The organism is Microvirgula aerodenitrificans DSM 15089 (assembly GCF_000620105.1).
In the GTDB taxonomy this organism is placed as follows: Bacteria; Pseudomonadota; Gammaproteobacteria; order Burkholderiales; family Aquaspirillaceae; genus Microvirgula; species Microvirgula aerodenitrificans.
In genome coordinates this window covers 168722-190125 of record NZ_JHVK01000005.1, presented here as the reverse complement: position 1 = coordinate 190125, position 21404 = coordinate 168722, and the positions used below count along the sequence as shown (strand labels likewise).

Annotated in this window: 21 protein-coding genes; 9 read left to right on the top strand and 12 right to left on the bottom strand. The window is 65.4% G+C overall.

Going from position 1 to position 21404, the window contains the following annotated elements; genetic code table 11:
- Positions 1-84 precede the first annotated feature (84 nt).
- Positions 85-2718, bottom strand: a complete 2634-nt coding sequence (alaS, locus tag Q352_RS0107850) for an alanine--tRNA ligase (RefSeq protein WP_028498879.1) — start codon at positions 2716-2718, stop codon at positions 85-87.
- A 259-nt stretch (positions 2719-2977) separates the two neighbouring features.
- Here alaS and Q352_RS0107845 point away from each other — a divergent pair, with 259 nt between their 5' ends.
- Genes Q352_RS0107845 through Q352_RS0107835 form a run of 3 tightly spaced genes read left to right on the top strand, consistent with a single transcriptional unit; the run spans position 2978 to position 5105 of the window.
- Entirely contained in the window at positions 2978-3511 is a 534-nt protein-coding gene (locus tag Q352_RS0107845) for a MarR family winged helix-turn-helix transcriptional regulator (RefSeq protein ID WP_028498878.1), read from the top strand.
- Positions 3512-3526: 15 nt separating this feature from the next.
- Entirely contained in the window at positions 3527-3868 is a 342-nt protein-coding gene (locus Q352_RS0107840; RefSeq protein WP_028498877.1) for a DUF6616 family protein, read from the top strand.
- 46 nt (positions 3869-3914) lie between these two features.
- Positions 3915-5105 carry a sugar transporter gene (locus Q352_RS0107835; protein ID WP_028498876.1) on the top strand — a complete coding sequence of 397 codons (1191 nt, stop codon included), beginning with the start codon at positions 3915-3917 and terminating at the stop codon, positions 5103-5105.
- Positions 5106-5200: 95 nt separating this feature from the next.
- Here Q352_RS0107835 and Q352_RS0107830 read toward each other — a convergent pair whose 3' ends face one another.
- From Q352_RS0107830 to Q352_RS0107805, 6 genes are all read right to left on the bottom strand, one after another.
- Positions 5201-6988, bottom strand: a complete 1788-nt coding sequence (locus tag Q352_RS0107830) for a DEAD/DEAH box helicase (protein ID WP_028498875.1) — start codon at positions 6986-6988, stop codon at positions 5201-5203.
- Between the two features lie 320 nt (positions 6989-7308).
- A complete protein-coding gene (locus Q352_RS0107825) occupies positions 7309-8082 on the bottom strand; it encodes a peptidylprolyl isomerase (protein ID WP_028498874.1) in 774 nt (257 codons plus the stop codon).
- 79 nt (positions 8083-8161) lie between these two features.
- Entirely contained in the window at positions 8162-8950 is a 789-nt protein-coding gene (locus Q352_RS0107820; RefSeq protein ID WP_028498873.1) for a peptidylprolyl isomerase, read from the bottom strand.
- A gap of 23 nt (positions 8951-8973) precedes the next feature.
- Positions 8974-9234: a BolA family protein gene (locus Q352_RS0107815; protein WP_028498872.1), complete on the bottom strand. Its 261-nt coding sequence runs from the start codon at positions 9232-9234 to the stop codon at positions 8974-8976.
- A 2-nt stretch (positions 9235-9236) separates the two neighbouring features.
- Positions 9237-9533, bottom strand: a complete 297-nt coding sequence (locus Q352_RS0107810) for a YciI family protein (RefSeq protein ID WP_028498871.1) — start codon at positions 9531-9533, stop codon at positions 9237-9239.
- The gene (locus Q352_RS0107805; RefSeq protein ID WP_028498870.1) at positions 9533-10069 is read right to left on the bottom strand and encodes a septation protein A; all 537 of its coding nucleotides are present in this window, start codon (positions 10067-10069) and stop codon (positions 9533-9535) included. Before Q352_RS0107805 ends, Q352_RS0107810 begins: the two co-directional genes overlap by 1 nt.
- A gap of 287 nt (positions 10070-10356) precedes the next feature.
- Between Q352_RS0107805 and mmuM the strand changes: the two genes are divergently transcribed.
- The gene (gene mmuM / locus Q352_RS0107795; RefSeq protein ID WP_036385624.1) at positions 10357-11310 is read left to right on the top strand and encodes a homocysteine S-methyltransferase; all 954 of its coding nucleotides are present in this window, start codon (positions 10357-10359) and stop codon (positions 11308-11310) included.
- A gap of 83 nt (positions 11311-11393) precedes the next feature.
- Here the strand turns inward: mmuM and Q352_RS20225 are convergent, their stop codons facing one another.
- Both Q352_RS20225 and Q352_RS0107785 read right to left on the bottom strand, forming a co-directional pair.
- On the bottom strand, positions 11394-12146 hold the full coding sequence (locus Q352_RS20225; protein ID WP_051528765.1) for a hypothetical protein: 753 nt from the start codon (positions 12144-12146) through the stop codon (positions 11394-11396).
- 176 nt (positions 12147-12322) lie between these two features.
- Positions 12323-13237, bottom strand: a complete 915-nt coding sequence (locus Q352_RS0107785; RefSeq protein ID WP_028498868.1) for a DMT family transporter — start codon at positions 13235-13237, stop codon at positions 12323-12325.
- 133 nt (positions 13238-13370) lie between these two features.
- Here Q352_RS0107785 and Q352_RS0107780 point away from each other — a divergent pair, with 133 nt between their 5' ends.
- Positions 13371-13952: a helix-turn-helix domain-containing protein gene (locus Q352_RS0107780; protein WP_028498867.1), complete on the top strand. Its 582-nt coding sequence runs from the start codon at positions 13371-13373 to the stop codon at positions 13950-13952.
- A gap of 64 nt (positions 13953-14016) precedes the next feature.
- On the opposite strand, the gene Q352_RS0107775 is transcribed toward Q352_RS0107780, so the two are convergent.
- The 3 genes from Q352_RS0107775 to prpB form a co-directional block, all read right to left on the bottom strand.
- On the bottom strand, positions 14017-15468 hold the full coding sequence (locus Q352_RS0107775) for a bifunctional 2-methylcitrate dehydratase/aconitate hydratase (RefSeq protein WP_028498866.1): 1452 nt from the start codon (positions 15466-15468) through the stop codon (positions 14017-14019).
- 89 nt (positions 15469-15557) lie between these two features.
- Positions 15558-16706, bottom strand: a complete 1149-nt coding sequence (prpC, locus tag Q352_RS0107770; RefSeq protein WP_028498865.1) for a bifunctional 2-methylcitrate synthase/citrate synthase — start codon at positions 16704-16706, stop codon at positions 15558-15560.
- 70 nt (positions 16707-16776) lie between these two features.
- Complete coding sequence (gene prpB / locus Q352_RS0107765) at positions 16777-17655, bottom strand: methylisocitrate lyase (protein WP_028498864.1); 879 nt, start codon at positions 17653-17655, stop codon at positions 16777-16779.
- A gap of 307 nt (positions 17656-17962) precedes the next feature.
- On the opposite strand from prpB, the gene Q352_RS20220 reads away from it, so the two are divergent.
- The 4 genes from Q352_RS20220 (at position 17963) to cysS (ending at position 21342) form a co-directional block, all read left to right on the top strand.
- On the top strand, positions 17963-18508 hold the full coding sequence (locus Q352_RS20220; protein WP_051528764.1) for a YfaZ family outer membrane protein: 546 nt from the start codon (positions 17963-17965) through the stop codon (positions 18506-18508).
- 153 nt (positions 18509-18661) lie between these two features.
- On the top strand, positions 18662-19585 hold the full coding sequence (locus Q352_RS0107755) for a glycerophosphodiester phosphodiesterase family protein (RefSeq protein WP_028498863.1): 924 nt from the start codon (positions 18662-18664) through the stop codon (positions 19583-19585).
- A 116-nt stretch (positions 19586-19701) separates the two neighbouring features.
- Positions 19702-19908, top strand: coding sequence for a SlyX family protein (locus tag Q352_RS0107750; protein WP_028498862.1), 207 nt, complete (start codon positions 19702-19704; stop codon positions 19906-19908).
- 60 nt (positions 19909-19968) lie between these two features.
- Positions 19969-21342, top strand: coding sequence for a cysteine--tRNA ligase (gene cysS, locus Q352_RS0107745; RefSeq protein ID WP_028498861.1), 1374 nt, complete (start codon positions 19969-19971; stop codon positions 21340-21342).
- Positions 21343-21404: the final 62 nt, after the last annotated feature.

Here is a 21404-nt window from a genome sequence, read left to right as displayed (position 1 = left end):
ACAGAATCTCCGGCAGCAGAAGCAGGGGAAAAAAAGGCGGCGGGGTACGATACCCCGTCGCCTTTTTCCTGCTTTGCCGGCGGCTTACAGCCTGGTGGCGACCCAGCCCTGCACGCTGGCCAGTGCGCCGGCCAGCTTGCCCGGTTCGGTGCCGCCGGCCATGGCCGTATCCGGCTTGCCGCCCCCCTTGCCGCCGACCTGGGCGGCAACGTGGTTGACCAGTTCGCCGGCCTTGACCTTGCCGGTCAGGTTGGCGGTCACGCCGGCGGCCAGCTGTACCTTGCCGTCGCTGTGACTGCCGAGCACGATGATGGCGCTGCCGAGCTTGTCCTTCAGTGTCTGCAGCGTGTCGCGCAGCGTGGCGACATCGGCGCCGTCGAGTTCGACTGCCAGCACCTTGACGCCGGCCACGTCGACCGCACCGGCCGCCAGTTCGTCACCGGCGCTGGCGGCCAGCTTGCCCTTCAGCCGGCCGACTTCCTTCTCCAGCGTGCGGACATGGTCCTGCAGGCCGGCGATCTTGCTGACCACTTCCTCATGGCTTTGTGCCTTCAGCGCGGCGCTGGCCTGTTGCACCAGTGCGTCCTGCGCCTGGATGTAGCGCAGCGCACCTTCGCCGGTGAAGGCCTCGATGCGGCGGATGCCGGCGGCGACGCCGGATTCGGCCACGATCTTGAACAGGCCGATATCGCCGGTGCGCTTGACGTGGGTACCGCCGCACAGCTCGGTCGAGAAGTCGCCCATTTTCAGCACCCGGACCACATCGCCGTACTTCTCGCCAAACAGTGCCATGGCACCGGTCTTCAGCGCTTCGTCGTGCGGCATCAGCGTCGCGGTCACTTCGTAGTTGGCCGCGATGACATGATTGACCACGCGTTCGATCTCGGCGATTTCCGCTGCCGTGACCGGCTGGCCGTGCGAGAAGTCGAAGCGGGTACGTTCGGCATTGACCAGCGAACCCTTCTGGGCGACATGCTTGCCCAGCACTTCGTGCAGCGCGGCATGCATCAGGTGGGTCGCCGAGTGGTTGCGCTGGGTGGCGAGGCGCACGTGCAGGTCGATGGTCGCCGTCACGCTGTCGCCGACCTTCAGGCCGCCGCGCACCAGCTTGCCGCGGTGACCGAACGAGGTCGCGGTGATCTTGCTGGTTTCGAGCACGTCGAACAGCGCGGCCACGCCGCCGCCGGCCGACAGGGTGCCGACGTCGCCAACCTGGCCACCGCCTTCGGCGTAGAACGGCGTGCGGTCGAGCACGACCACGCCGTCATCGCCGGCCGCCAGGCTGTCAACCGGATGACCGTCCTTGTACAGCGCCAGCACGCGGCCTTCGCTGCTGGACTCGGTATAGCCTTCGAAGCAGGTGTCGGCGCCGTCGTAGTCGAGCTTGCCGCCCATCTTGAACGTGCTGGCCGCCCGCGACTGGGCGCGCTGGGTGTCCATGGCGGCATCGAAGCCGGCCTGGTCGACGCTCAGTCCGCGCTCGCGGCAGATGTCGGCGGTCAGGTCGAGCGGGAAACCGAAGGTATCGTACAGCTGGAAGGCGGTCTTGCCGTCCAGCACCTTGTCGCCATTGGCCAGCGCCTGTTCCAGCAGCGCCATGCCCTTGTCCAGCGTTTCGGCGAACTTGATTTCTTCCTGGCGCAGCGCGTCTTCGATCACGCTCTGCTTCTGGCGCAGTTCCGGATAGGCATCGCCCATCTCGTCGGTCAGGTCCTGCACCAGCTTGTGGAAGAACAGGCCCTTCTGGCCGAGCTTGTAGCCGTGGCGGATGGCACGGCGGATGATGCGGCGCAGCACATAGCCGCGGCCGTCATTGCTCGGCATCACGCCGTCGGCAACCAGGAAGCTGCAGGCGCGGATATGGTCGGCGATGACCTTCAGCGACGGCTCTTCCATGCTGAACGGCACGCCGGTTTCACGGGCGGCGGCATGGATCAGGTTCTGGAACAGGTCGATCTCGTAGTTCGAGTGCACATGCTGCAGCACGGCCGAGATGCGTTCCAGGCCCATGCCGGTGTCGACCGACGGCTTCGGCAGCGGGTTCATGGTGCCGCTTTCATCGCGGTTGAACTGCATGAACACGTTGTTCCAGATCTCGATGAAGCGGTCACCGTCTTCTTCTGGGCTTCCCGGAGGGCCACCCCAGATATCGGCGCCGTGGTCATAGAAAATCTCGGTACACGGGCCGCACGGGCCGGTGTCACCCATCTGCCAGAAGTTGTCCGAGGCGTACGGGGCACCCTTGTTGTCGCCGATGCGGACGATCTTGTCGGCCGGGACGCCGATGTCCTTGTTCCAGATGTCGAACGCTTCGTCATCCGATGCGTACACGGTCACCATCAGCTTGTCCTTCGGCAGATTCAGCCAGTCGGACGAGGTGAGGAATTCCCACGCGTAGTGGATGGCGTCGCGCTTGAAGTAGTCGCCGAAGCTGAAGTTGCCCAGCATTTCGAAGAAAGTGTGGTGACGCGCAGTGTAGCCGACGTTTTCGAGGTCGTTGTGCTTGCCGCCGGCGCGGACACACTTCTGCGACGTGGTGGCGCGGGTGTACGGGCGCTTGTCAAAGCCGAGGAACACGTCCTTGAACTGGTTCATGCCGGCGTTGGTGAACAGCAGCGTCGGGTCTTCCCACGGTACCAGCGAACTGGAAGCAACCACCTGGTGACCTTTGCTCGCGAAGAAGTCGAGATACTTCTGACGGATTTCGGAGGCTTTCATGTCTCGTATTCATTTGCAGCGGTTTCAGGACGCTTGTCTCGCAACCGTCGTGAAACCGCTTGAGTTGGGGTAGCAGTAGCAATGCCCGGCGTAATGGCCGGGCATTGTCATGCTTCGGTGAACGTCCCGATTTTCTTATGAACGCGGGCAGGATGCAATGCGCGCGGGCGCCGGGTGGGCAAATGCCTGCCGGGCGGGCAGGGGAACGGCGGCGGTTCGGGTTTGACAAATGATTAGGTGCCATATTATAAGTCGGCTCATGAACTGGCTTGAACAAAAACATCTGGCCCTGCTCGACGGGGCGGGGCGCCGGCAACAGCCGGATCTGGACAAGGTGCGGCTGTGCTTCGGGCTGCTGGCGCTGGGCGCGGCCATTGACCGCGACTGTGCGACCCGGCTCGGGCGTCACCGGCTGTCGGAAGGGAAGTTCGTGCTGCTGTTTCTGCTGCTCGACGCCGGGGACGGTCTGTCGCCGCATCAACTGGCCGAACGGGCCGGGGTGACGCGCGCCACCATTACCGGCCTGCTCGACGGGCTGGAGCGCGACGGCTTTGTCGTCCGTGCCGCCGATCCGCTTGACCGGCGCCGGGTCACGGTCCGGCTGACGGCCGCCGGCCGGGAGACGGCCGCCATGCTGGCCGACGAGCATTCGCGCTGGATCGCGACGCTGTTCGCCGATGTGACCGCGGCGGAGCAGCAACAGCTGAGCCGCCTGCTGCAGCGTATCTGGCTGCGGACCGATGCCGGCCGTGACGGCCGGCCGCCACCGGCCACCCCGTTCTCACCCACCTGAAACAAGGAAAATCCCATGGCGCACTATCTGGCCGAACTCTATTCACCGAAACCGGCCTGGCTGGCACTGGACCCGGCTGGCCGACAGCGGTTCTTCGACGGCGTGGGCGCCGGCATGGGGGCGCTGATGGCCCTCGGGGTCGAGGTGCTCGCCATGGGCGAGGTGGAGGCCGGCAGCCTGCATCCCGCACCGCAGCGTTTCTTCGCCCTGTGGCGGCTGGCCGATCAGGCCGCGCTCGATGCGCTGCTGGGCGGCATTGCCGCCTCGGGCTGGCATGATTACTTCGATACCGTCAATGCCGGCGGCCGTGGCACGGACCTGGGCGGGCATCTGGCCCAGCTTGCCGCCGTGGCGTGAAAGGACACGACGCGCGAAAATGGCGTTTTACCCTGAACGCCGTTAAATGACTCTTCCCGTGGATGCGCGAGCCGGTCGCTGGCTCGGTGTTGTCGCCCTGGCGCTGGCCGCCTTTATCTTCAACACCACCGAGTTCGTACCGGTCGCGCTATTGAGCGATATCGGCCGGAGTTTCGACATGCCGGTCGCCACGGTCGGGCTGATGATGACGATCTATGCGTGGATGGTGGCGCTGGCTTCGCTGCCGCTGATGCTGCTGACCCGCAATATCGAACGTCGTCGCCTGCTGTTGCTGGTTTTCCTGCTGTTTATCGGCAGTCATCTGCTGTCCGGTATTGCCTGGAATTTTGCCATCCTGCTGCTGAGCCGGATCGGCATTGCCATTTCCCATGCCGTGTTCTGGTCGATTACCGCGTCGCTTGCGGTGCGCGTGGCGCCGGAGGGCAAGCGGGTCCAGGCGCTGGGGCTGCTGGCTACCGGTACTTCGCTGGCCATGGTGCTCGGCATCCCGCTCGGGCGGGTGATCGGCGAGGCGCTTGGCTGGCGCTCGACCTTCCTGCTGATCGGGGCCCTGGCCGGGCTGACCCTGCTGTGTCTGATGAAAGCGCTGCCGCTGCTGCCCAGTCGCAATGCGGGTTCGCTCGCCAGCCTGCCGATCCTGTTCCGCCGGCCAAGGCTGGTCGTGTTCTATCTGCTGACCGTGCTGGTTATCAGCGCACAATTCACCGCCTACAGCTATGTCGAGCCGTTTGCGCAGACCGTGGCGCAGCTGAGCGGCGACATGACCACGGTCCTGCTGCTGCTGTTCGGTGGTGCCGGCATTCTGGGCTCGGTACTGTTCAGCCGCTACAGCAACCGCTTTCCGAAGGGCTTTGTGCTGGTGAGCATCGGCGGGCTGGCACTGTGCCTGCTGTTGCTGCTGCCGCTGTCCGGCAGTGCCGTGGCGCTGGGCGGACTGAGTGCGGCATGGGGGGGGGCCATCATGAGCTTCAGTCTGGTGATGCAGTCGAAGGTCATGTCCCAGGCGCCGGATGCGACTGATGTGGCAATGTCACTGTATTCCGGTATCTACAATATCGGCATCGGCGCCGGCGCCCTGCTCGGCAGCGTGGTCAGCCGCCAGCTGGGGCTGGCCCATGTCGGCCTTGTCGGCGGGCTGCTGGCCGTGGGCGGGCTGGTGCTGTGCGGCGGCGCCATCTGGCACTTTTCCCGTCACCCCGTTCCGCAGCCGCAATAGCTGTTCCGCCGGCCGGCAATGAAAAATCCCGCCCCACCGTAAAGGTGGGGCGGGATTTTTTGACTGTCGGCGGGTATCAACCCGCGCGGCAGCTATCAATACTCGCTGTTGCCCGGGTAGCGGCGGCCGTTGCCACCGGTGTTGCCGGTGCTCGGGCGACGGTCATCACGCTGACCCCACTGGCGTTCGCGGTTGTCGTCACGACGGCCTTCCTGGCTGAAGCCGCCTTCGCGACGCGGTTCGCCGTCACGCTGGCCGCCGAAACGGGAGTTGCCGAAACCGCCTTCGCGGCGCTGGCCCTGGCCGTCACGCGGCGGGTAGCCGCCTTCGCGACGTTGCGGAGCACCACCGTCACGCGGGGCAAAGCCACCTTCGCGGCGTTGCGGCGCGGCGCCGTCACGCGGGGCAAAGCCACCTTCGCGACGTTGCGGGGCACCACCATCACGCGGGGCGAAACCGCCTTCGCGACGTTGCGGCGCGGCACCGTCACGCGGAGCGAAACCACGGTTGCGATCGCCGTAACCACCGCGCCCCTGGCCCTGGCCCGGACGGCCACCCTTGCCACCGTAGCCGCTACGGCCACCACCGCTGCCTTCGCGGCGGTCTTGCGGCTTGAAGCGGGCTTCCATGCCGGCGACTTCGGTCACGTTCAGTTTCTGGCCGGTGAAGCGTTCGATCTTCTTCAGCGGGAACAGGTCGTTGCGGCCCACCAGCGACACGGCGATGCCGGTCTGGCCGGCGCGGCCGGTACGGCCCACGCGGTGAACGTAGTCTTCAGCGAAGCGCGGCAGGTCGAAGTTGATCACGTGGCTGATGCCGGCGACGTCGATGCCGCGAGCGGCCACGTCGGTGGCAACCAGCACTTCGGTCTGGCCGTTGCGCAGGCGGGTCAGCGTGCGGCTGCGGTCGCGCTGTTGCATGTCGCCATGCAGCGGATCGGCGCGCAGGCCGTCGACGTTCAGTTCGTCGGCCAGGGTGTCGCAGTCGCGCTTGGTGGCGACGAACACGATGGCCTGGGTCACGTTGTCCTGGGCCAGCAGGTGACGGACGATGCGACGCTTGTGGTCGAGGTCGTCAACGTAGATCGCTTGCTGGTCGATGTTTTCGTGGCGGGCGGTTTGCGCGGCGATTTCGATCGTTTCCGGATTGCGCAGCAATTCGTCAGCGAAGTCGAGCACGCGGCGGGTCATGGTCGCGGTGAAGAAGGCGGTCTGACGGTTGCGCGGCAGCTGGCTGGAGATTTCCAGCACGTCTTCGGAGAAGCCCATGTCCAGCATGCGGTCGGCTTCGTCCAGGATCAGCATTTCCAGGCGCGAGAAGTCGATGCGGCCGGACTTCATCTGGTCGATCAGGCGGCCCGGGGTGGCAACCATCACTTCGATCGGGCGGGTCAGCATCTGGTTCTGGATGCGGAACGAGGTGCCGCCAATGATGCTGACAACGTTGACGCGCGGAATCTTGGTCGAGAACTGTTCAGCGGCCTTGGCCACTTGCTGAACCAGTTCACGGGTCGGAGCCAGCACCAGGATGCGCGGGCCACGGCTGCGGCCGACCGGGGCTTCCAGCAGACGCGACAGCGCCGGCAGCAGGAAGGCGGCAGTCTTGCCGGTACCGGTCTGGGCGGAGGCCATCAGGTCACGGTTGTTCAGCAGCAGGGGAATGGCTTCGGCCTGGACCGGGGTCGGGGTCTTGATGCCCAGATTGTCCAGTGCCGTGATCAGGCGGGCGTCGAGGCCGAGTGCCTCGAACACGTTGCCGGCGTCGGCGCTGTCAACGGTGACGGTGACGGCTTCAACGGCTTCGGCAGCAGCGACGTTGACGGTGTCAACAGCGGCGGTATCAGCGGTGATGGCGGTATCGGCGATAATGTTTTGATCTTGCATGCGAATCCTTGTTGGGTAACAAAACGACGCTCAGCCTGTTCGGGATACGGACGTTGAGACCCGCTCGCAGGAGGCGGCGGGACGACGGAAACCACGAGACATCGAAGACAGACCGTGGTGCCGTATCAACAGAAGCAGGCGGGGGCCGGGATTCGATGCAGCCTGACCACACCAGTTGCAGTGATCAGGCGCTTGCTAAGCGAAGCGCCGCACTATACACACTGTTGCCACAGGCGGCAAATTTTTCCTGCGGGCGGCAAGGATGGGCAAGAAAAAACCGCCCGGAGGCGGCTTTTCGGGATGCAGGAGCAGGGCCGTGATTACTGGACCTTGGCCTGCGTCTTGAGCTGGTTCAGGAACGCATCGAAGCGCTTGCCCTGCACCTGCTGTTCGAGCTGGGCCTTGACCTGGTCGAACGGCGGGAAATCGGCGTCCTTGCTGTCGACCAGCTGGATCACGTGCCAGCCGAACTGGCTCTTGACCGGGGTCTGGGTGATCTGGCCCTTGGCCAGCTTGGTCATCACATTGGCGAATTCGGGCACCAGCTGTGCCGGATCGACAAAACCGAGGTCGCCGCCATTGTCCTTGCTGCCGGTGTCCAGCGACCTGGCGCGGGCCAGGTCCTCGAACTTCTTGCCCTTCTTCAGCTGGTCGATGACGGCCCTGGCTTCGGCTTCGGTCTTCACCAGGATATGACGGGCGTGGTAGGTCTTCTGGTGCATCTGCGACTTCATCTGCTCATACTCGGCCTTGAGTTCGGCCTCGCTGATCGGATGCGACTTCATGTAATCGCGGACATACAGATTGGCCAGCAACGCGGACTGCACGTTTTCCAGCTCGGACTTGTACTCGGGGCTCTTGTCGAGGCCCTTCTTGACGGCTTCCTGGCGCAGCAGCTCGGTCATGACCACGCGGTCACGGGCGGCATTGCGCAGCTCGGGGCTGTCCGGCTGACCCTGGGCGGTCATCTGTTTGACGAAGGCGTCGACACGGGCCTGCGGCACCAGCGTGCCGTTGACCTGGATACCCTGGGCGGAGAAGGCCGGCGCGGCGAGCGTGGCGGCGAGCAGACTCAGCGTGAGAAGTTTGCGCATGTGATGGTCGTGCAGTCGATTTAGAGTTTCTGATGTCAAAAGCCGCCGGTCCGGAGACCGGCGGCGCCGGAAAGCCATATTACTGGATCTTGGCCTTGGCACGCAGATCGGCAATGGTCTTTTCGATTGCGGCATTCTGCATCTGGCGACCCAGCTGGCCCTTCGCTTCTTCGAAGGTCGGGAACTTGGCGGTGCGGGTGTCTTCAACCTTGAACACCATCCAGCCGAGGTCGGTCTTGAACGGGGTCGTGGTGTACTGACCCTTGCCCAGCGGCTTCAGCACGTCGGCCAGCGGCTTGGCCATCATGCCGAGGTTGCCCCAGCCCATGTCGCCACCGTTCTGCTTGGCTGCCGGGTCCTTGGACTTCTGCTTGGCCAGTGCCTCGAAGCTGCCGCCCTTCTTCAGCTGGGCGATGACGGCTTGCGCATCGGCTTCCGTGCCCACGGTGATCTGGCGGGCGTGGACTTCCTTCTGGCCGGCGGCAGCGGCCTTGATCTTGTCGTACTCGGCGCGGATCTGTGCGTCGCTGACCGGGCTTTGCTTGGCGATGTCTTCGAACAGCGACTGTTGCAGCAGGTCGCCACGGATGGCGTCCAGGCGTTGCTTGAACTGCGCGCTCTTGTCCAGACCGCGGCGGGTGGCTTCCTGCTGGATGATTTCGCGGTTGATCAGTTGCTGCTTCAGTTCATTGCGCAGTTCCGGGGTGTCCTTGACCTTGCCGTTGCTGGCACGGACGACGGCGGTGGCGGCTTCGTCCAGCGACGACTGCTGGATCTGGGTGCCGTTGACGACGGCGACCGGGGCGGCAATGGCGCCGGCGGCGAGCAGCGAGAAGGCGATGGCGGTAAGCGAATGACGAATGCGCATGGGGTGATTCTCCAGTTGACGGTTCACAACTCGTCCGGGGCGTAAGCCTTGATCGAGAGGGCGTGAATCCGGTGCGGAATGAGGTCGCTCAGGCGACCGTAGACGAGACGATGGCGGGCCACGGCATTGAGGCCCGTGAATGCCGCGCTGACGAGAGTCAGATGATAGTGTCCGCCGCCGCTGTTGCCGGCATGGCCGGCGTGCTGCGAGGACTCATCATCCAGCATGAGGCTTTCCGGTTCGAGCGACGCGAGCCGCTCGGCGATCAGTTGTTCGAGGCTCACGCCTAGAACACCCGCTTGAACGGCTTGATGTCGACCTGCGCATAGACGCCGGCGGCGACATACGGGTCGGCATCGGCCCAGGCGCGTGCCTCGGCCAGCGACGGGAACTCGGCGACGACGACACTGCCGGTAAAGCCGGCCGGGCCCGGATCCGGGCTGTCGATGGCCGGGCAGGGGCCGGCCAGCACCAGACGGCCTTCGTTCTGCAGGGCCTGCAGGCGTTCCAGATGAGCCGGGCGGGCGGCCAGGCGCGCGTCGAGCGAGCCGGGGCGATCCTGGCCGATAAGGGCGTATAGCATCAGGATTTGTCCTCAATGTAGCGGGAGAGTGCGAAGCCCTGTGCCAGCACAAAGGCGAACATCAGGCCCATCCCGCCAAAGAGTTTGAAATTGACCCAGACTTCTTCGCTGAAGGTCCAGGCGACGAAAAGATTGAGTGCACCCATGGCGGCGAAAAAGGCAACCCAGGCCAGCGCCAGTTTGCGCCATACCGGCTCGGGCAGCGTCATCTGCGCGCCCATCATGGCTTTCAGCGGGCTCTTCCTGAAGATCCATTCACTGACGGCGATGCCGATGGCCATGGCCCAGTACAGCGCGGTCGGCTTCCACATGATGAAGCGCTTGTCGTGCAGCAGCAACGTCAGGCCGCCGAGTACGACAATCAGACCGAGCGATACCCATTGCATGGTTTCGATCTTGCGATGGCGGTACCAGGCCAGACCGACCTGGATGGCGGTGGAGGCGATGGCCACGCCGGTCGCGACAAACATGTCGCGCGTAATGTAGTAGGCGACGAAGAACAGCAGGACCGGAAGCAGGTCGGAAAGGAATTTCATGGCGGGAGATTATGCAGGGGGGTGGGGCTGGCGGCAACCGGAGTGCGGTCCGTTGCCGTCGACAATGGAAAAAACCGGTCTGTTTTCCGGCAGCGTATTACCGCACCGGACAAAATGGGTATCCGTCGGCGCATTCGGCGCCACGGCAATCATGCATGCCCGCCTGATGTAGCCATCCCGGAAGTTTACGCCGCTGGGGGCTGTCGGCAAGCATCGCGTCGCGCGCGGCGCTCCGTTATGCTGGAGCCCTCCCTTTGTACCGTTTCCGCATTAAGGAAAGCTTGACCATGACGACCGACCCGATCGCGGCCCTGCTGGCTGCCCGACCGCTGATGATTCTCGATGGTGCCCTGGCCACCGAACTTGAACGCCGCGGTTGTGACCTGAACGATCCGCTGTGGTCCGCCCGGGTGCTGATGGAAGCACCGGCGCTGATTCGTCAGGTGCATGAAGACTATTACGCTGCCGGTGCCGATGTCGCCACCACCGCCAGCTATCAGGCCACGTTCGAGGGCTTTGCCCGGCGCGGGCTGGACGCTGCCGCTGCCGGCACGCTGATGCGCCGTTCGGTCGAACTGGCCCGCGAGGCGCGTGACGCATTCTGGGCCCGGGCAGAACACCATGCTGGCCGTTCGCGGCCGCTGGTGGCGGCGTCGGTCGGCCCGTACGGCGCCATGCTGGCCGACGGCTCCGAGTACCGCGGCCACTACGGGCTGGATATCGACGCGCTGATGGCTTTCCACCGGCCGCGGCTGGTCGAGCTGCTGGCGGCGGAACCGGACCTGCTGGCCTGCGAAACCCTGCCATGCCTGGACGAGGCGCTGGCCATTGCCCGCCTGCTGGCGGAATCCTTCCCCGCTGCACGGGCATGGATCAGCTTCAGCTGCCGCGATGACGCACATGTCAGCGACGGCACGCCGCTGGCCGAGTGCGTGGCGGCGCTGGACGGCTTTGCGCAAGTGGTTGCGGTCGGCATCAACTGCACCGCGCCGGCGCATATTCCGTCACTGGTGGCCGCAGCGGCGGCCACCACCCGCAAGCCGGTCCTGGTCTATCCGAACTCGGGCGAGGACTATGATCCCGAACACAAGTGCTGGCACGGCCAGGCTGACGCCAGTCGCTTTGCCGAGTCGGCGCGGGGCTGGCATGCGGCCGGCGCCCGGCTGATCGGCGGTTGCTGCCGGACCACGCCGGACGATATCCGTGCGGTGGCGGCGTGGGCAGACACGCTGACGCAGTAGCCGCGCCGGTGATCCCGGCACACCGGCCTTGGCCAGTGTGCCTTCCACTCAACCCGCTGGCGCCGGAACAGAGGGTATCGGCCTTACGGCTGCGGGTCGGGGAACGACTGCCTCGCGCCCCGTTGATGCGATTCTCCCTGCTGATGCCCGGGGTAGTCCTGCCGTGGCCTCTGATGTTGCTGCCGCTGCCCGTCCGGCCCGTCATGCGGACGCCCGTCTTCTCCGTCCTGCTGCCCCCGCGGGCCGTGCGGCATGCCGTCCGCTGCGCGCGGCTGATCCGGGTACCGGCCTTGCGGAGGCCCCGGCGGACGCGGCGCGGGCTGTGACCGGATTCCGTACTGTTGTTCCGTCGAGCGGGGAGCGCGGTTCCCCTGGTATGGCTGCGGATAGGATGGCAACGGCGCCGGGGCTGCGTACGGCTCCCGGTGATCCCGTCCCGGACGGCGGGCTTCCCAGTCGTGTCCCCAGCGTGGCGGCTGGTCGGCATGCCAGCCGCGGAAGTACGGTGGCGGATAGCGGTAGTAGCGCACCGGTACCTGCAGCACATACAGCGGCACGTATTCGGGCCCGACCCACTGCCAGGGGCCGTTGTACCTGTTGCTCCGGTACCAGTTGTCGCCCTGGAATACCCAGTACAGTCCGTCGTAGAAGAAGTAGTTGGTGCCGGCGTCCGGGTAGTAGTAGACCGGATAGCCCGGCACCCGGACCAGATCCGGGTACACCGGGATGTCGATGCCGATGGCAAGCCCTGGCGTGGCAACGCCGATGCCGATCCGGGCCTGGGTACAGGCAGCGGGGCCAAGCATCAGTGACAGGGCGACAAGCAGATAGCGCATCAGCGGCTCTCCTTTGATTCATGAGGTGCCGCCGGGGGGAGCGTCATCGGGTCCCGGGGGCCTGGGCACGATGACCTTGAGGTCATGGCACCGTTCATGCGCCGGTGCCTTCACGCTGAATAGTAGGCCCTTGTCGTGCGGACAGGGCCGGCTGTTGCAGATTGTTGCAGCTGTTTTCAGGCCGGGGGAGACCGGTGCCGGTCACGCGGGAAACGCCTGCCCGGCAGCAGCTTCCAGCCGAAGTTCATGCCTGCTGCCGCAGCCAGGATGGCGGCCGTGCCGAGCCACTGGATCAGGTCCAGCCGGTGGCCGAATACCGCCCGGTCCACCAGGATGGCGACCACCGGATAGATGAAGGACAGCGCCCCGACCAGGCTGGTCGGAATCTTCTGGATCGCGGCATACAGCAGGGTCGACATCAGGCCGGTATGGACCACGCCGATCGTGACCAGCAGCGCCCAGGCCCCGCTGTCTGCCGGCAGGGTGGCAAGACCGGCGAACGGCGCCAGCAGCACCGAGCCGACGAGCATCTGCACCAGCACGATCAGATAGGGCGAAACGGTTTTCAGCTGCTTGGCGATCGCTGCTGCAATGGCATAGAAGAATGCCGCCCCCAGCGCCATGCCGATGCCGGCGAGATAGTTCGAGCCGGTTCCGCCGGCGGTCTGCCCGCCGGTGACGATCAGCACCATGCCGGCAAAGGCGATCAGCAGCCAGCCAGCCTTGTCTCCCGTCAGCCGCTCACCGAACAGCAGCACGCCCAGTGCGGTCAGCATGAACGGCTGGGTGTGATAGGTGACCGTGGCGACCGAGATCGAAGCCAGCGGGTAGGCAGCGAACAGCAGCGTCCAGTTCAGCACCAGCGCGACCCCTCCGAGCAGCACGATGCCCAGCTGGCGTGCGCTGAGCATGCCCGGCCGCAGCTGGCCGCGCAGCGCACAGGCAACCAGCATGGCCACGGCGCCGAATACGCAGCGCCAGAACACCACGGTCGGGGCTGTCTGCCCGGTTTCGATGACCAGCCAGCCGACCGTGCCGGAGATGGTCATGGCCGCTGTCATTTCCAGTGCGCCACGAGTCCTGGGGTTCATGCAGAATTCCTTTGTCGACGATTGGCCGCGGTGCTGCCTGCGGCTACAATCCGTTAAACCGAACGATTGACCGATATGCTGAATTATCGGCTATCGTTCGTCAAGTCGAACAAATGAATGACATGGTGAACGAATGAAGGATTCCCCGGATGCTGCCGCGCTGAAAGCGCATACCCCGATCGGACTGCTGTCTGCATCGATCCGCCGCGAGCGCGAGCGGCTGGGTCTGTCGGTGACCGAACTGGCCAGACGGGCCGGCATTGCCAAGTCGACGCTGTCACAGCTTGAAGCCGGTATCGGCAACCCGAGCCTGGAAACGCTGTGGTCGCTGGCCATGGCGCTTGATGTCCAGGTCACCCGGCTGATCGGCCAGCCGCGCCGGCATGTGCAGGTGATCCGTGCCGGCGAGGGAGCGGCAACCGTCTCCGAGCAGGGCAACTATGCGGCAACGCTGCTGGCCGCGTGCCCGGCCGGGACGCAGCGCGATCTCTACCGGATCAGGGTCCAGCCCGGTGCGCCCCGGCTGTCCGGTCCGCATCTGCCCGGCACCATCGAGCACGTGATCGTTGGCGCCGGGCGGGCGCGGATCGGCCCGGTGGAACAGCCGGTCGAACTGGCGGCCGGTGACTACATCAGTTACTCGGCGGACACGGCGCACGTGTTCGAGGCACTGGAAGCGGACACCATGGCCGTCATGCTGATCGAGCACTCATAGGCACCCGGCCAACAAAAAACCCCGGATCGCAAGATCCGGGGTTTTTGGCCTGAAGACAGGAAGGTCAGATGACCCACAGGTCGGTGAAGGCATTCACCGGCGTGTCGAGCAGGGTCTTCGCGTCATTGCACAGGGCAAAGATCGCTTCCTGCTGCTTTTGCGGGAAGCGGCGGGCCAGGTTGGTGCGGAACTTGGCTTCCAGCAGCGGGATGCCGTCGGTGCGGCGGCGCTGGTGGCCGATCGGGTATTCGCAGACCACTTCGTCCAGCGTGGTGCCGTCGTTGAGTTCGACCGTCAGCGCGTTGGCGATGCTGCGCTTTTCCGGATCGTGGTAGTCGCGGGTGAATTGCGGGTCTTCCACGCAGACGATCTTGTCGCGCAGCACGTCGATGCGCGGATCGGCGGCGATCACGTCTTCGTAGTCGGCGGCAGTCAGGCGACCGAACAGCAGCGGCACGGCAACCATGTACTGGATGCAATGGTCGCGGTCAGCCGGGTTCGACAGCGGGCCCTTCTTGTCGATGATGCGGATGCACGCTTCATGGGTACGGATGGTGACCTTCCGGATGTCGGCGGCAGACTTGCCGGCGGCAGCGAGTCTGGCATTCAGCGTCATTGCGCATTCGACGGCGGTCTGGCTGTGGAATTCGGCCGGGAACGAGATCTTGAACAGCACCTTTTCCATCACGTAGCTGCCATAGCCGCGCTGGAACTTGAACGGGTTGCCCTTGAACAGCACGTCGTAGAAGCCCCAGGTCTTGGCCGACAGCACGCCCGGGATGCCCATTTCGCCCTTCATGGTGAACAGGGCCAGGCGCACGGCGCGGCTGGTCGCGTCGCCGGCGGCCCAGCTCTTGCGCGAACCGGTGTTCGGGGCGTGACGATAGGTGCGCAGGCTCTGGCCATCGACGAAGGCCTGCGACACGGCATTGACGATTTCTTCCTTGCTGGCGCCCATCAGCTTGGCGCAGACAGCGGCGGATGCGACCTTGACCAGTACCACGTGGTCGAGACCGACCTTGTTGAAGCTGTTCTCGATGGCGATGCAGCCCTGGATTTCATGCGCCTTGATCATGGCTTCGAGCACGTCGCGCATGGTCAGCGGCGCCTGGCCACGGGATACGCGTTCACGCGACACCCAGTCGGCCGTGGCAAGAATGCCGCCAAGGTTGTCGGACGGGTGGCCCCACTCGGCAGCGAGCCAGGTGTCGTTGAAGTCCAGCCAGCGGATCATTGCGCCGATGTTGAACGCGGCCTGGACCGGATCGAGCTGGAACTGGGTGCCCGGCACCTTGGCGCCGTTCGGCACCAGCGTGCCGGGAACGATCGGGCCCATCAGCTTGGTGCAGGCCGGGTAGGACAGGGCTTCGAGGCCGCAGCCGAGCGTGTCCATCAGACACAGGCGGGCAGTGTTCCAGGCTTCCGGCGATTCGATGGCCACATCGGCGACGTAGTTGGCGATGTCGACGAGGACCTGATCCGGATCGGGGCGGACGTTGGAGATGTGGGCGGACATGTTTTTCCCTTGCAGTGAATCGTGGTGCCGGCGCGGGGGCCGGTCGTGTCGGTATGCAGACCCCGCCACGGGGGCGGGGCCGGAGCAGCTCAGCGCTGCTCGATCGGTACGAAGGTGAGGTCTTCCGGACCGAAGTAGTTGGCGCTCGGACGGATGATCTTGCCATCTTCACGCTGTTCGATCACGTGTGCAGCCCAGCCGGTCGTGCGGGCGATGACGAACAGCGGGGTGAACATGGCGGTCGGCACGCCCATCATGTGGTAGCTGACGGCGCTGAACCAGTCGAGGTTCGGGAACATCTTCTTGATGTCCCACATCACGCTCTCGAGCCGTTCGGCGATCGAGAACATCTTCAGGTCGCCGGCTTCGACCGACAGCTCGCGCGCGACTTCCTTGATGACCTTGTTGCGCGGGTCGGACAGCGTGTACACCGGGTGGCCGAAGCCGATCACGACTTCCTTGCGTTCGACGCGGGCGCGGATGTCGGCTTCCGCCTCGTCCGGGCTTTCGTAGCGCTTCTGCACCTCGAAGGCGACTTCGTTCGCGCCGCCGTGCTTCGGGCCGCGCAGCGCGCCGATGGCACCGGTAATGGCCGAGTACATGTCGGACCCGGTACCGGCAATGACGCGGCCGGTAAAGGTCGAGGCATTGAATTCGTGCTCGGCGTACAGCACCAGCGAGGTGTGCATCGCGCGCACCCACAGTGCCGACGGCTTCTCGCCGTGCAGCAGGTGCAGGAAGTGGCCGCCAACCGTATCGTCGTCGGTTTCCACGTCGATGCGCTTGCCGTTGGTGGCGAAGTGGTACCAGTACAGCAGCGCGGAGCCGAGCGAGGCGATCAGCCGGTCGGCGATATCACGCGCGCCGGGGGCGTTGTGGTCGTCCTTTTCCGGCAGCGTGCAGCCGAGCGCCGACACGGCGGTACGCATCACGTCCATCGGGTGGCTGGCGGCCGGCAGGGCTTCGAGCACGGCCTTGACGCTGGCCGGCAGGCCGCGCAGGGCTTTCAGTTTTTTCTTGTAGCCGGCCAGCTCGGCGATGTTCGGCAGCTTGCCGTGGACCAGCAGGTAGGCGATTTCCTCGAACTCGCAGGCCGTGGCGATATCGAGGATGTCGTAGCCGCGATAGTGCAGGTCGTTGCCGCTGCGGCCGACGGTGCACAGTGCGGTATTGCCGGCGGCGACGCCGGACAGGGCGACCGACTTCTTCGGCTTGCCGGTGATGACGACTTCGGACATGACGGTTCTCCTTTGTAGACGGGCGGGGCGGGCGGATGTTGTTTGAACGGGGCGCCCGCCGGGCGAAGTGTTATTGCCGGCCGGAGGCGAACAGCGCGTCGAGCTTCTGCTCGTAGCTGTGGTAGCCGAGATGCTGGTACAGGTCGGCACGGCTCTGCATCAGGTCGACGACATTCTGCTGGGTGCCGTCGCGGCGGATCGCACCGTAGACCGACAGGGCGGCCTGGCTCATGGCACGGAAGGCCGACAGCGGGTACAGCACCATGCTGACGCCATTGGCGGCAAGTTCGCTGGTGGTGTACAGCGGCGTGGCGCCGAATTCGGTGATATTGGCGAGCACCGGCACGCCGACCGCTTCGGCGAACTGGCGGTACATCGACAGCTCGGTGATGGCTTCCGGGAAGATCATGTCGGCGCCGGCTTCGACGCAGGCGCGGGCACGGTCAATGGCTGCTTCCAGCCCCTCGACTGCCAGGGCGTCGGTGCGGGCCATGATCACGAAGGACGGATCAATGCGGGCGTCGACGGCGGCCTTGACGCGGTCGACCATCTCGTCCTGCGGCACGATGGCCTTGTTCGGGCGGTGGCCGCAGCGCTTCTGCTGCACCTGGTCTTCGATATGCACGGCGGCGGCACCGGCCTTTTCCAGCGAGCGGATGGCGCGGGCGATATTGAACGCGCCGCCCCAGCCGGTATCGATGTCGACCAGCAGCGGCAGATCCGTGGTGTCGGTGATGCGACGGACGTCGATCAGCACGTCTTCCAGTGTGGTGATGCCGAGGTCGGGAATGCCGCACGAGCCGGCTGCCACCCCGCCGCCGGACAGATAGAGCGCCTTGAAGCCGCTGTGTTCAGCCAGCCGCGCGGCGTAGGCGTTGATGGCGCCGACGACCTGCAGCGGTTTCTCGTTGGCGACAGCGTCGCGGAAGCGTTGACCGGGGGTAGGCATAGTGTCGTTTCTCCTTGGCGCACCGGTCTGTCCGGACCGTTGCTGTGACTGGTGTGGGGGTGATTCTAGCAAGTGCTTGGTTTGTTCGCAAACTGTCAGACAGCCGGATTGCCATGATGGTGTTGCCAATGCCGTTTTGTGCCGGCCGTGGCATGCCATCCGCTTTGTTACATTTTCCGCAGCATTTCCTGCTGCCTGGAAACACATACATACACTGTGATACGTTAAAATTGCCACCGCACCGGGTGCACAGACGCCCGGGCAATCCATCAGGAAACCGACAATCGACAACGACGAGGAATCAGTCATGAACAGGATCAGCACGCTGGCCATTCTCTGTACGGCCCTGGCCGGGGGCGCAGCCCAGGCTTCGGAATTGGGTGCGCAGTTCGGCAATGAGTTCCAGTCCGCCTACTACGTGCCGACCAGCGGCGGCTTTGGCCTGACCGGCGACTGGCTGCACAGCTCGCGGCACGACGACGACGACCAGACGGCCGGGCTTGGCCTGACCTTTTCCCTGCCGCTGGGCAGCGCGCTGCTGACGGCCGGCGCCAAAGCCGAGTACATCGATGTCGCCGGGCATGACGAGTGGGCGCTGCCGATCGGTGGCCGGGTCGACCTCGGCCTCGGCAATTCGTTCGGCGTCTTTGCCCAGGCCTATGGCGCCAGCGGCGGCATGGCGTCCGGCACGCTGCACAGCTATGTCGACAGCGAAATCGGCGCGCGCTTCGTGCCGATCAAGCCGCTGGCACTGACCGTCGGTTATCGCTACAACCGGGTCGAGTTCGACAACGGCCGTGACAACCGCACGCTGGCTGACGGCCCGTACATCGGCGCCGCACTGCGCTTCTGATACGCCGGCGGGCTATGCAGTAGCTGGCAAGTGCGGGTGGGAGGTGTTGCAAAAAAGCCAGTTCGGCCGGCCGGCAGCGTACTGCAGTCGTTGCCGGCATGCCGGACGGGTCACACTCGGGGCTTCATCATCCTGAATGAAAAGGACGCCCCGATGTATCGCAATATTGCCCTGTGTGCCCTCGCCATCGGCCTCGGCGCCTGCAGCTCGCCGCAAGCGCCGCCGGCAGCAGCCGGCTCCCGCCCGCTGCTGGTGGCTCACCGCGCCGGCGCGGCCGACGCGCCGGAAAACACCCTGGTCGCCATTCGCACGGCATTGCGCAATGGCGCCGACGCGATGTGGCTGAGCGTGCAGCTGAGCCGTGATGGCGTGCCGGTACTGTATCGCCCGGCCGATCTGGCCGCCAATACCGATGGCAGTGGCCCGGTGGCCGACAAGACCGTCGAGCAGCTGCAGCAGCTGAATGCCGGCTGGCAGTTCCGGGCCACCGACAGCCAGGGCGCCATCACCTATCCTTATCGTGACCGGCCGGTACCGATCCCCACGCTGCGCGAAGCGCTGGCCAGCCTGCCGCCCGGCATGCCGGTCATGCTGGACATGAAGGCACTGCCGGCCGGTCCGCAGGCCGACGCGGTGGCCCGGGTGCTGGATCACGCCCATGCCTGGGACCGGGCCACGCTGTACTCGACCGAGGCCGCGTATCAGCAGGCCTTTGCTGCCTATCCACGGGCCAGGCTGTTCGAGACGCGCGACGCGACGCGCGGCCGGCTGGCGCAGGTCGCGCTGCAGCAGCAGTGCGTGGATGCACCGGCCAGACCGGTATGGGCGGCATTCGAGTACCGGCGCGCGCTCGACGTGGTGGAAAAGTTCACGCTGGGGGAAGGGCGCAGCCCGGTACGGGCCACACTGTGGACGCCGGCCTCGGTGGCCTGCTTCCGCAGCGTGGCGCCGGTGCGGATTCTCGCCATCGGCGTCAATACGGCCGACGACTATCGTGCCGCAGCCGCCCTTGGCGTCGATGCGGTCATGGTGGATTCGCCACGGGCGATGCGCGGCGTGCCGGGGACCGGCAACTGACGCAGGGGCGGGGCCGTGCGCTTCCCACCGCGACCCGGCGGCGGTCTGCCCTGCCAGCAGGCTGACGCGCTGCGTTACAATCGCGCTCCCTGCCGCTGTTCCCGAGGAGTGTCCCGATGGAATCCCGCCTGTCCGAACTCGAAGTCCGGATCGCGTTTCAGGACGAGCTGCTCGATGCGCTCAACCTGAGCGTGGCCCGCCAGCAACAGCAGATCGACCAGCTGCAGCAACAGCTGCGCCTGCTGTACCAGCAAATGCGCACGCAATCGCCGTCGGATGCCCCGGCGCGTTCGCTGCTGGACGACGTGCCGCCGCATTATTAGCCGCCGGCCGGGCTTGACAGCTTTGTTACAATGATCCGATCGACTGTGATGGAACCCACCATGCTCCACCTTTACAACACCCTTTCCCGTCAAAAGGAAGTCTTCAAGCCGATCCACCCGGGCAAGGTCAACATGTATGTCTGCGGGATGACCGTCTACGACTACTGTCACCTCGGGCACGCGCGGGTGATGGTGGTGTTCGACATGGTGGCGCGCTGGCTGCGGGCCGAAGGCTATGACCTGACCTATGTGCGCAACATCACCGACATCGACGACAAGATCATCCGCCGCGCGGCCGAGAACCAGGAACCGATCAATGTCCTGACCCAGCGCTTTATCGACGCGATGGACGAGGACGCCGCCGCACTCGGCGTGCGCAAGCCGGATTTCGAACCGCGTGCCACCCAGTTCGTGCCGGACATGCAGGCGATGATCGAGACCCTGATCGACAAGGGCCGTGCCTACCCGGCGCCGAATGGCGACGTGTACTACGCGGTGCGCGAGTTTCCCGGCTACGGCAAGCTGTCCGGCAAGTCGCTGGACGACCTGCGCGCCGGCGAGCGTGTCGAAGTCGACCCGAACAAGCGCGATCCGATGGACTTCGTGCTGTGGAAGGCGGCCAAACCCGGCGAGCCGGCCTGGCCGAGTCCGTGGGGGCAGGGCCGTCCGGGCTGGCACATCGAGTGCTCGGCGATGAACGAGCACTATTTCGGCGACCATTTCGACATTCATGGCGGCGGCGCCGACCTGCAGTTCCCGCACCACGAGAACGAGATTGCCCAGAGCGAGGGCGCGCACGATCACACCTTCGTCAACTACTGGATGCACAACGGCTTTATCCGCGTCGACAACGAGAAGATGTCGAAGTCGCTTGGCAATTTCTTCACCATCCGTGAAGTGCTGCAGAAATTCGATGCCGAAGTGGTGCGCTTCTTCATCCTGCGTGCACACTACCGCAGCCCGCTGAACTACTCGGATGCCCACCTGGAAGACGCCAAAGGGGCGCTGTCGCGGCTGTATACCGCGCTGCGGCTGGTTGGCGCCGACCAGGTCGACATCGACTGGACCGGCAACGATTTCGCCCGACGCTTCAAGGCGGCGATGGATGACGACTTCAATACCGCCGAGGCCAGCGCGGTGCTGTTCGAGCTGGCCAACGAGGTGAACCGCAGCAAATCGGCTGCCGATGCCGGCCTGCTGCGGGCGCTGGGTGGCGTGCTCGGCCTGCTGCAGCGCGAGCCGAGCGAGTTCCTGCAGGGCGGGACGCTGGAAGGCGCGCTGTCCGCCGGGCAGATCGACGCGCTGATCGCCGCGCGCCGCGAGGCCCGTGCCGCACGCAACTGGGCCGAGTCCGACCGTATCCGCGATCAGCTGGCGGCGGACCATGTCGTGCTTGAAGATGGCCCGCAAGGCACCACATGGAGACGTGCATAGGCCGGCAGTGCAGCGACGGCCTGGCCAGGGGACTATCCGGGCGGGCCGAAAACCGCTACAAT

Bases quoted from the DNA above. Each gene is read 5' to 3' on its own strand.
- Q352_RS20220 (WP_051528764.1), top strand. From the start codon at position 17,963: ATGAACAGGATCAGCACGCTGGCCATTCTCTGTACGGCCCTGGCCGGG.
- prpC (WP_028498865.1), bottom strand. From the start codon at position 16,706: ATGTCCGAAGTCGTCATCACCGGCAAGCCGAAGAAGTCGGTCGCCCTG.
- Q352_RS0107750 (WP_028498862.1), top strand. From the start codon at position 19,702: ATGGAATCCCGCCTGTCCGAACTCGAAGTCCGGATCGCGTTTCAGGAC.
- Q352_RS0107830 (WP_028498875.1), bottom strand. From the start codon at position 6,988: ATGCAAGATCAAAACATTATCGCCGATACCGCCATCACCGCTGATACC.
- Q352_RS0107810 (WP_028498871.1), bottom strand. From the start codon at position 9,533: ATGCTATACGCCCTTATCGGCCAGGATCGCCCCGGCTCGCTCGACGCG.
- Q352_RS0107785 (WP_028498868.1), bottom strand. From the start codon at position 13,237: ATGAACCCCAGGACTCGTGGCGCACTGGAAATGACAGCGGCCATGACC.
- Q352_RS0107825 (WP_028498874.1), bottom strand. From the start codon at position 8,082: ATGCGCAAACTTCTCACGCTGAGTCTGCTCGCCGCCACGCTCGCCGCG.
- cysS (WP_028498861.1), top strand. From the start codon at position 19,969: ATGCTCCACCTTTACAACACCCTTTCCCGTCAAAAGGAAGTCTTCAAG.
- Q352_RS0107840 (WP_028498877.1), top strand. From the start codon at position 3,527: ATGGCGCACTATCTGGCCGAACTCTATTCACCGAAACCGGCCTGGCTG.
- Q352_RS0107775 (WP_028498866.1), bottom strand. From the start codon at position 15,468: ATGTCCGCCCACATCTCCAACGTCCGCCCCGATCCGGATCAGGTCCTC.
- Q352_RS0107780 (WP_028498867.1), top strand. From the start codon at position 13,371: ATGAAGGATTCCCCGGATGCTGCCGCGCTGAAAGCGCATACCCCGATC.
- Q352_RS0107805 (WP_028498870.1), bottom strand. From the start codon at position 10,069: ATGAAATTCCTTTCCGACCTGCTTCCGGTCCTGCTGTTCTTCGTCGCC.
- Q352_RS0107755 (WP_028498863.1), top strand. From the start codon at position 18,662: ATGTATCGCAATATTGCCCTGTGTGCCCTCGCCATCGGCCTCGGCGCC.
- Q352_RS0107835 (WP_028498876.1), top strand. From the start codon at position 3,915: ATGACTCTTCCCGTGGATGCGCGAGCCGGTCGCTGGCTCGGTGTTGTC.
- Q352_RS0107820 (WP_028498873.1), bottom strand. From the start codon at position 8,950: ATGCGCATTCGTCATTCGCTTACCGCCATCGCCTTCTCGCTGCTCGCC.
- Q352_RS20225 (WP_051528765.1), bottom strand. From the start codon at position 12,146: ATGCGCTATCTGCTTGTCGCCCTGTCACTGATGCTTGGCCCCGCTGCC.
- alaS (WP_028498879.1), bottom strand. From the start codon at position 2,718: ATGAAAGCCTCCGAAATCCGTCAGAAGTATCTCGACTTCTTCGCGAGC.
- mmuM (WP_036385624.1), top strand. From the start codon at position 10,357: ATGACGACCGACCCGATCGCGGCCCTGCTGGCTGCCCGACCGCTGATG.
- Q352_RS0107845 (WP_028498878.1), top strand. From the start codon at position 2,978: ATGAACTGGCTTGAACAAAAACATCTGGCCCTGCTCGACGGGGCGGGG.
- prpB (WP_028498864.1), bottom strand. From the start codon at position 17,655: ATGCCTACCCCCGGTCAACGCTTCCGCGACGCTGTCGCCAACGAGAAA.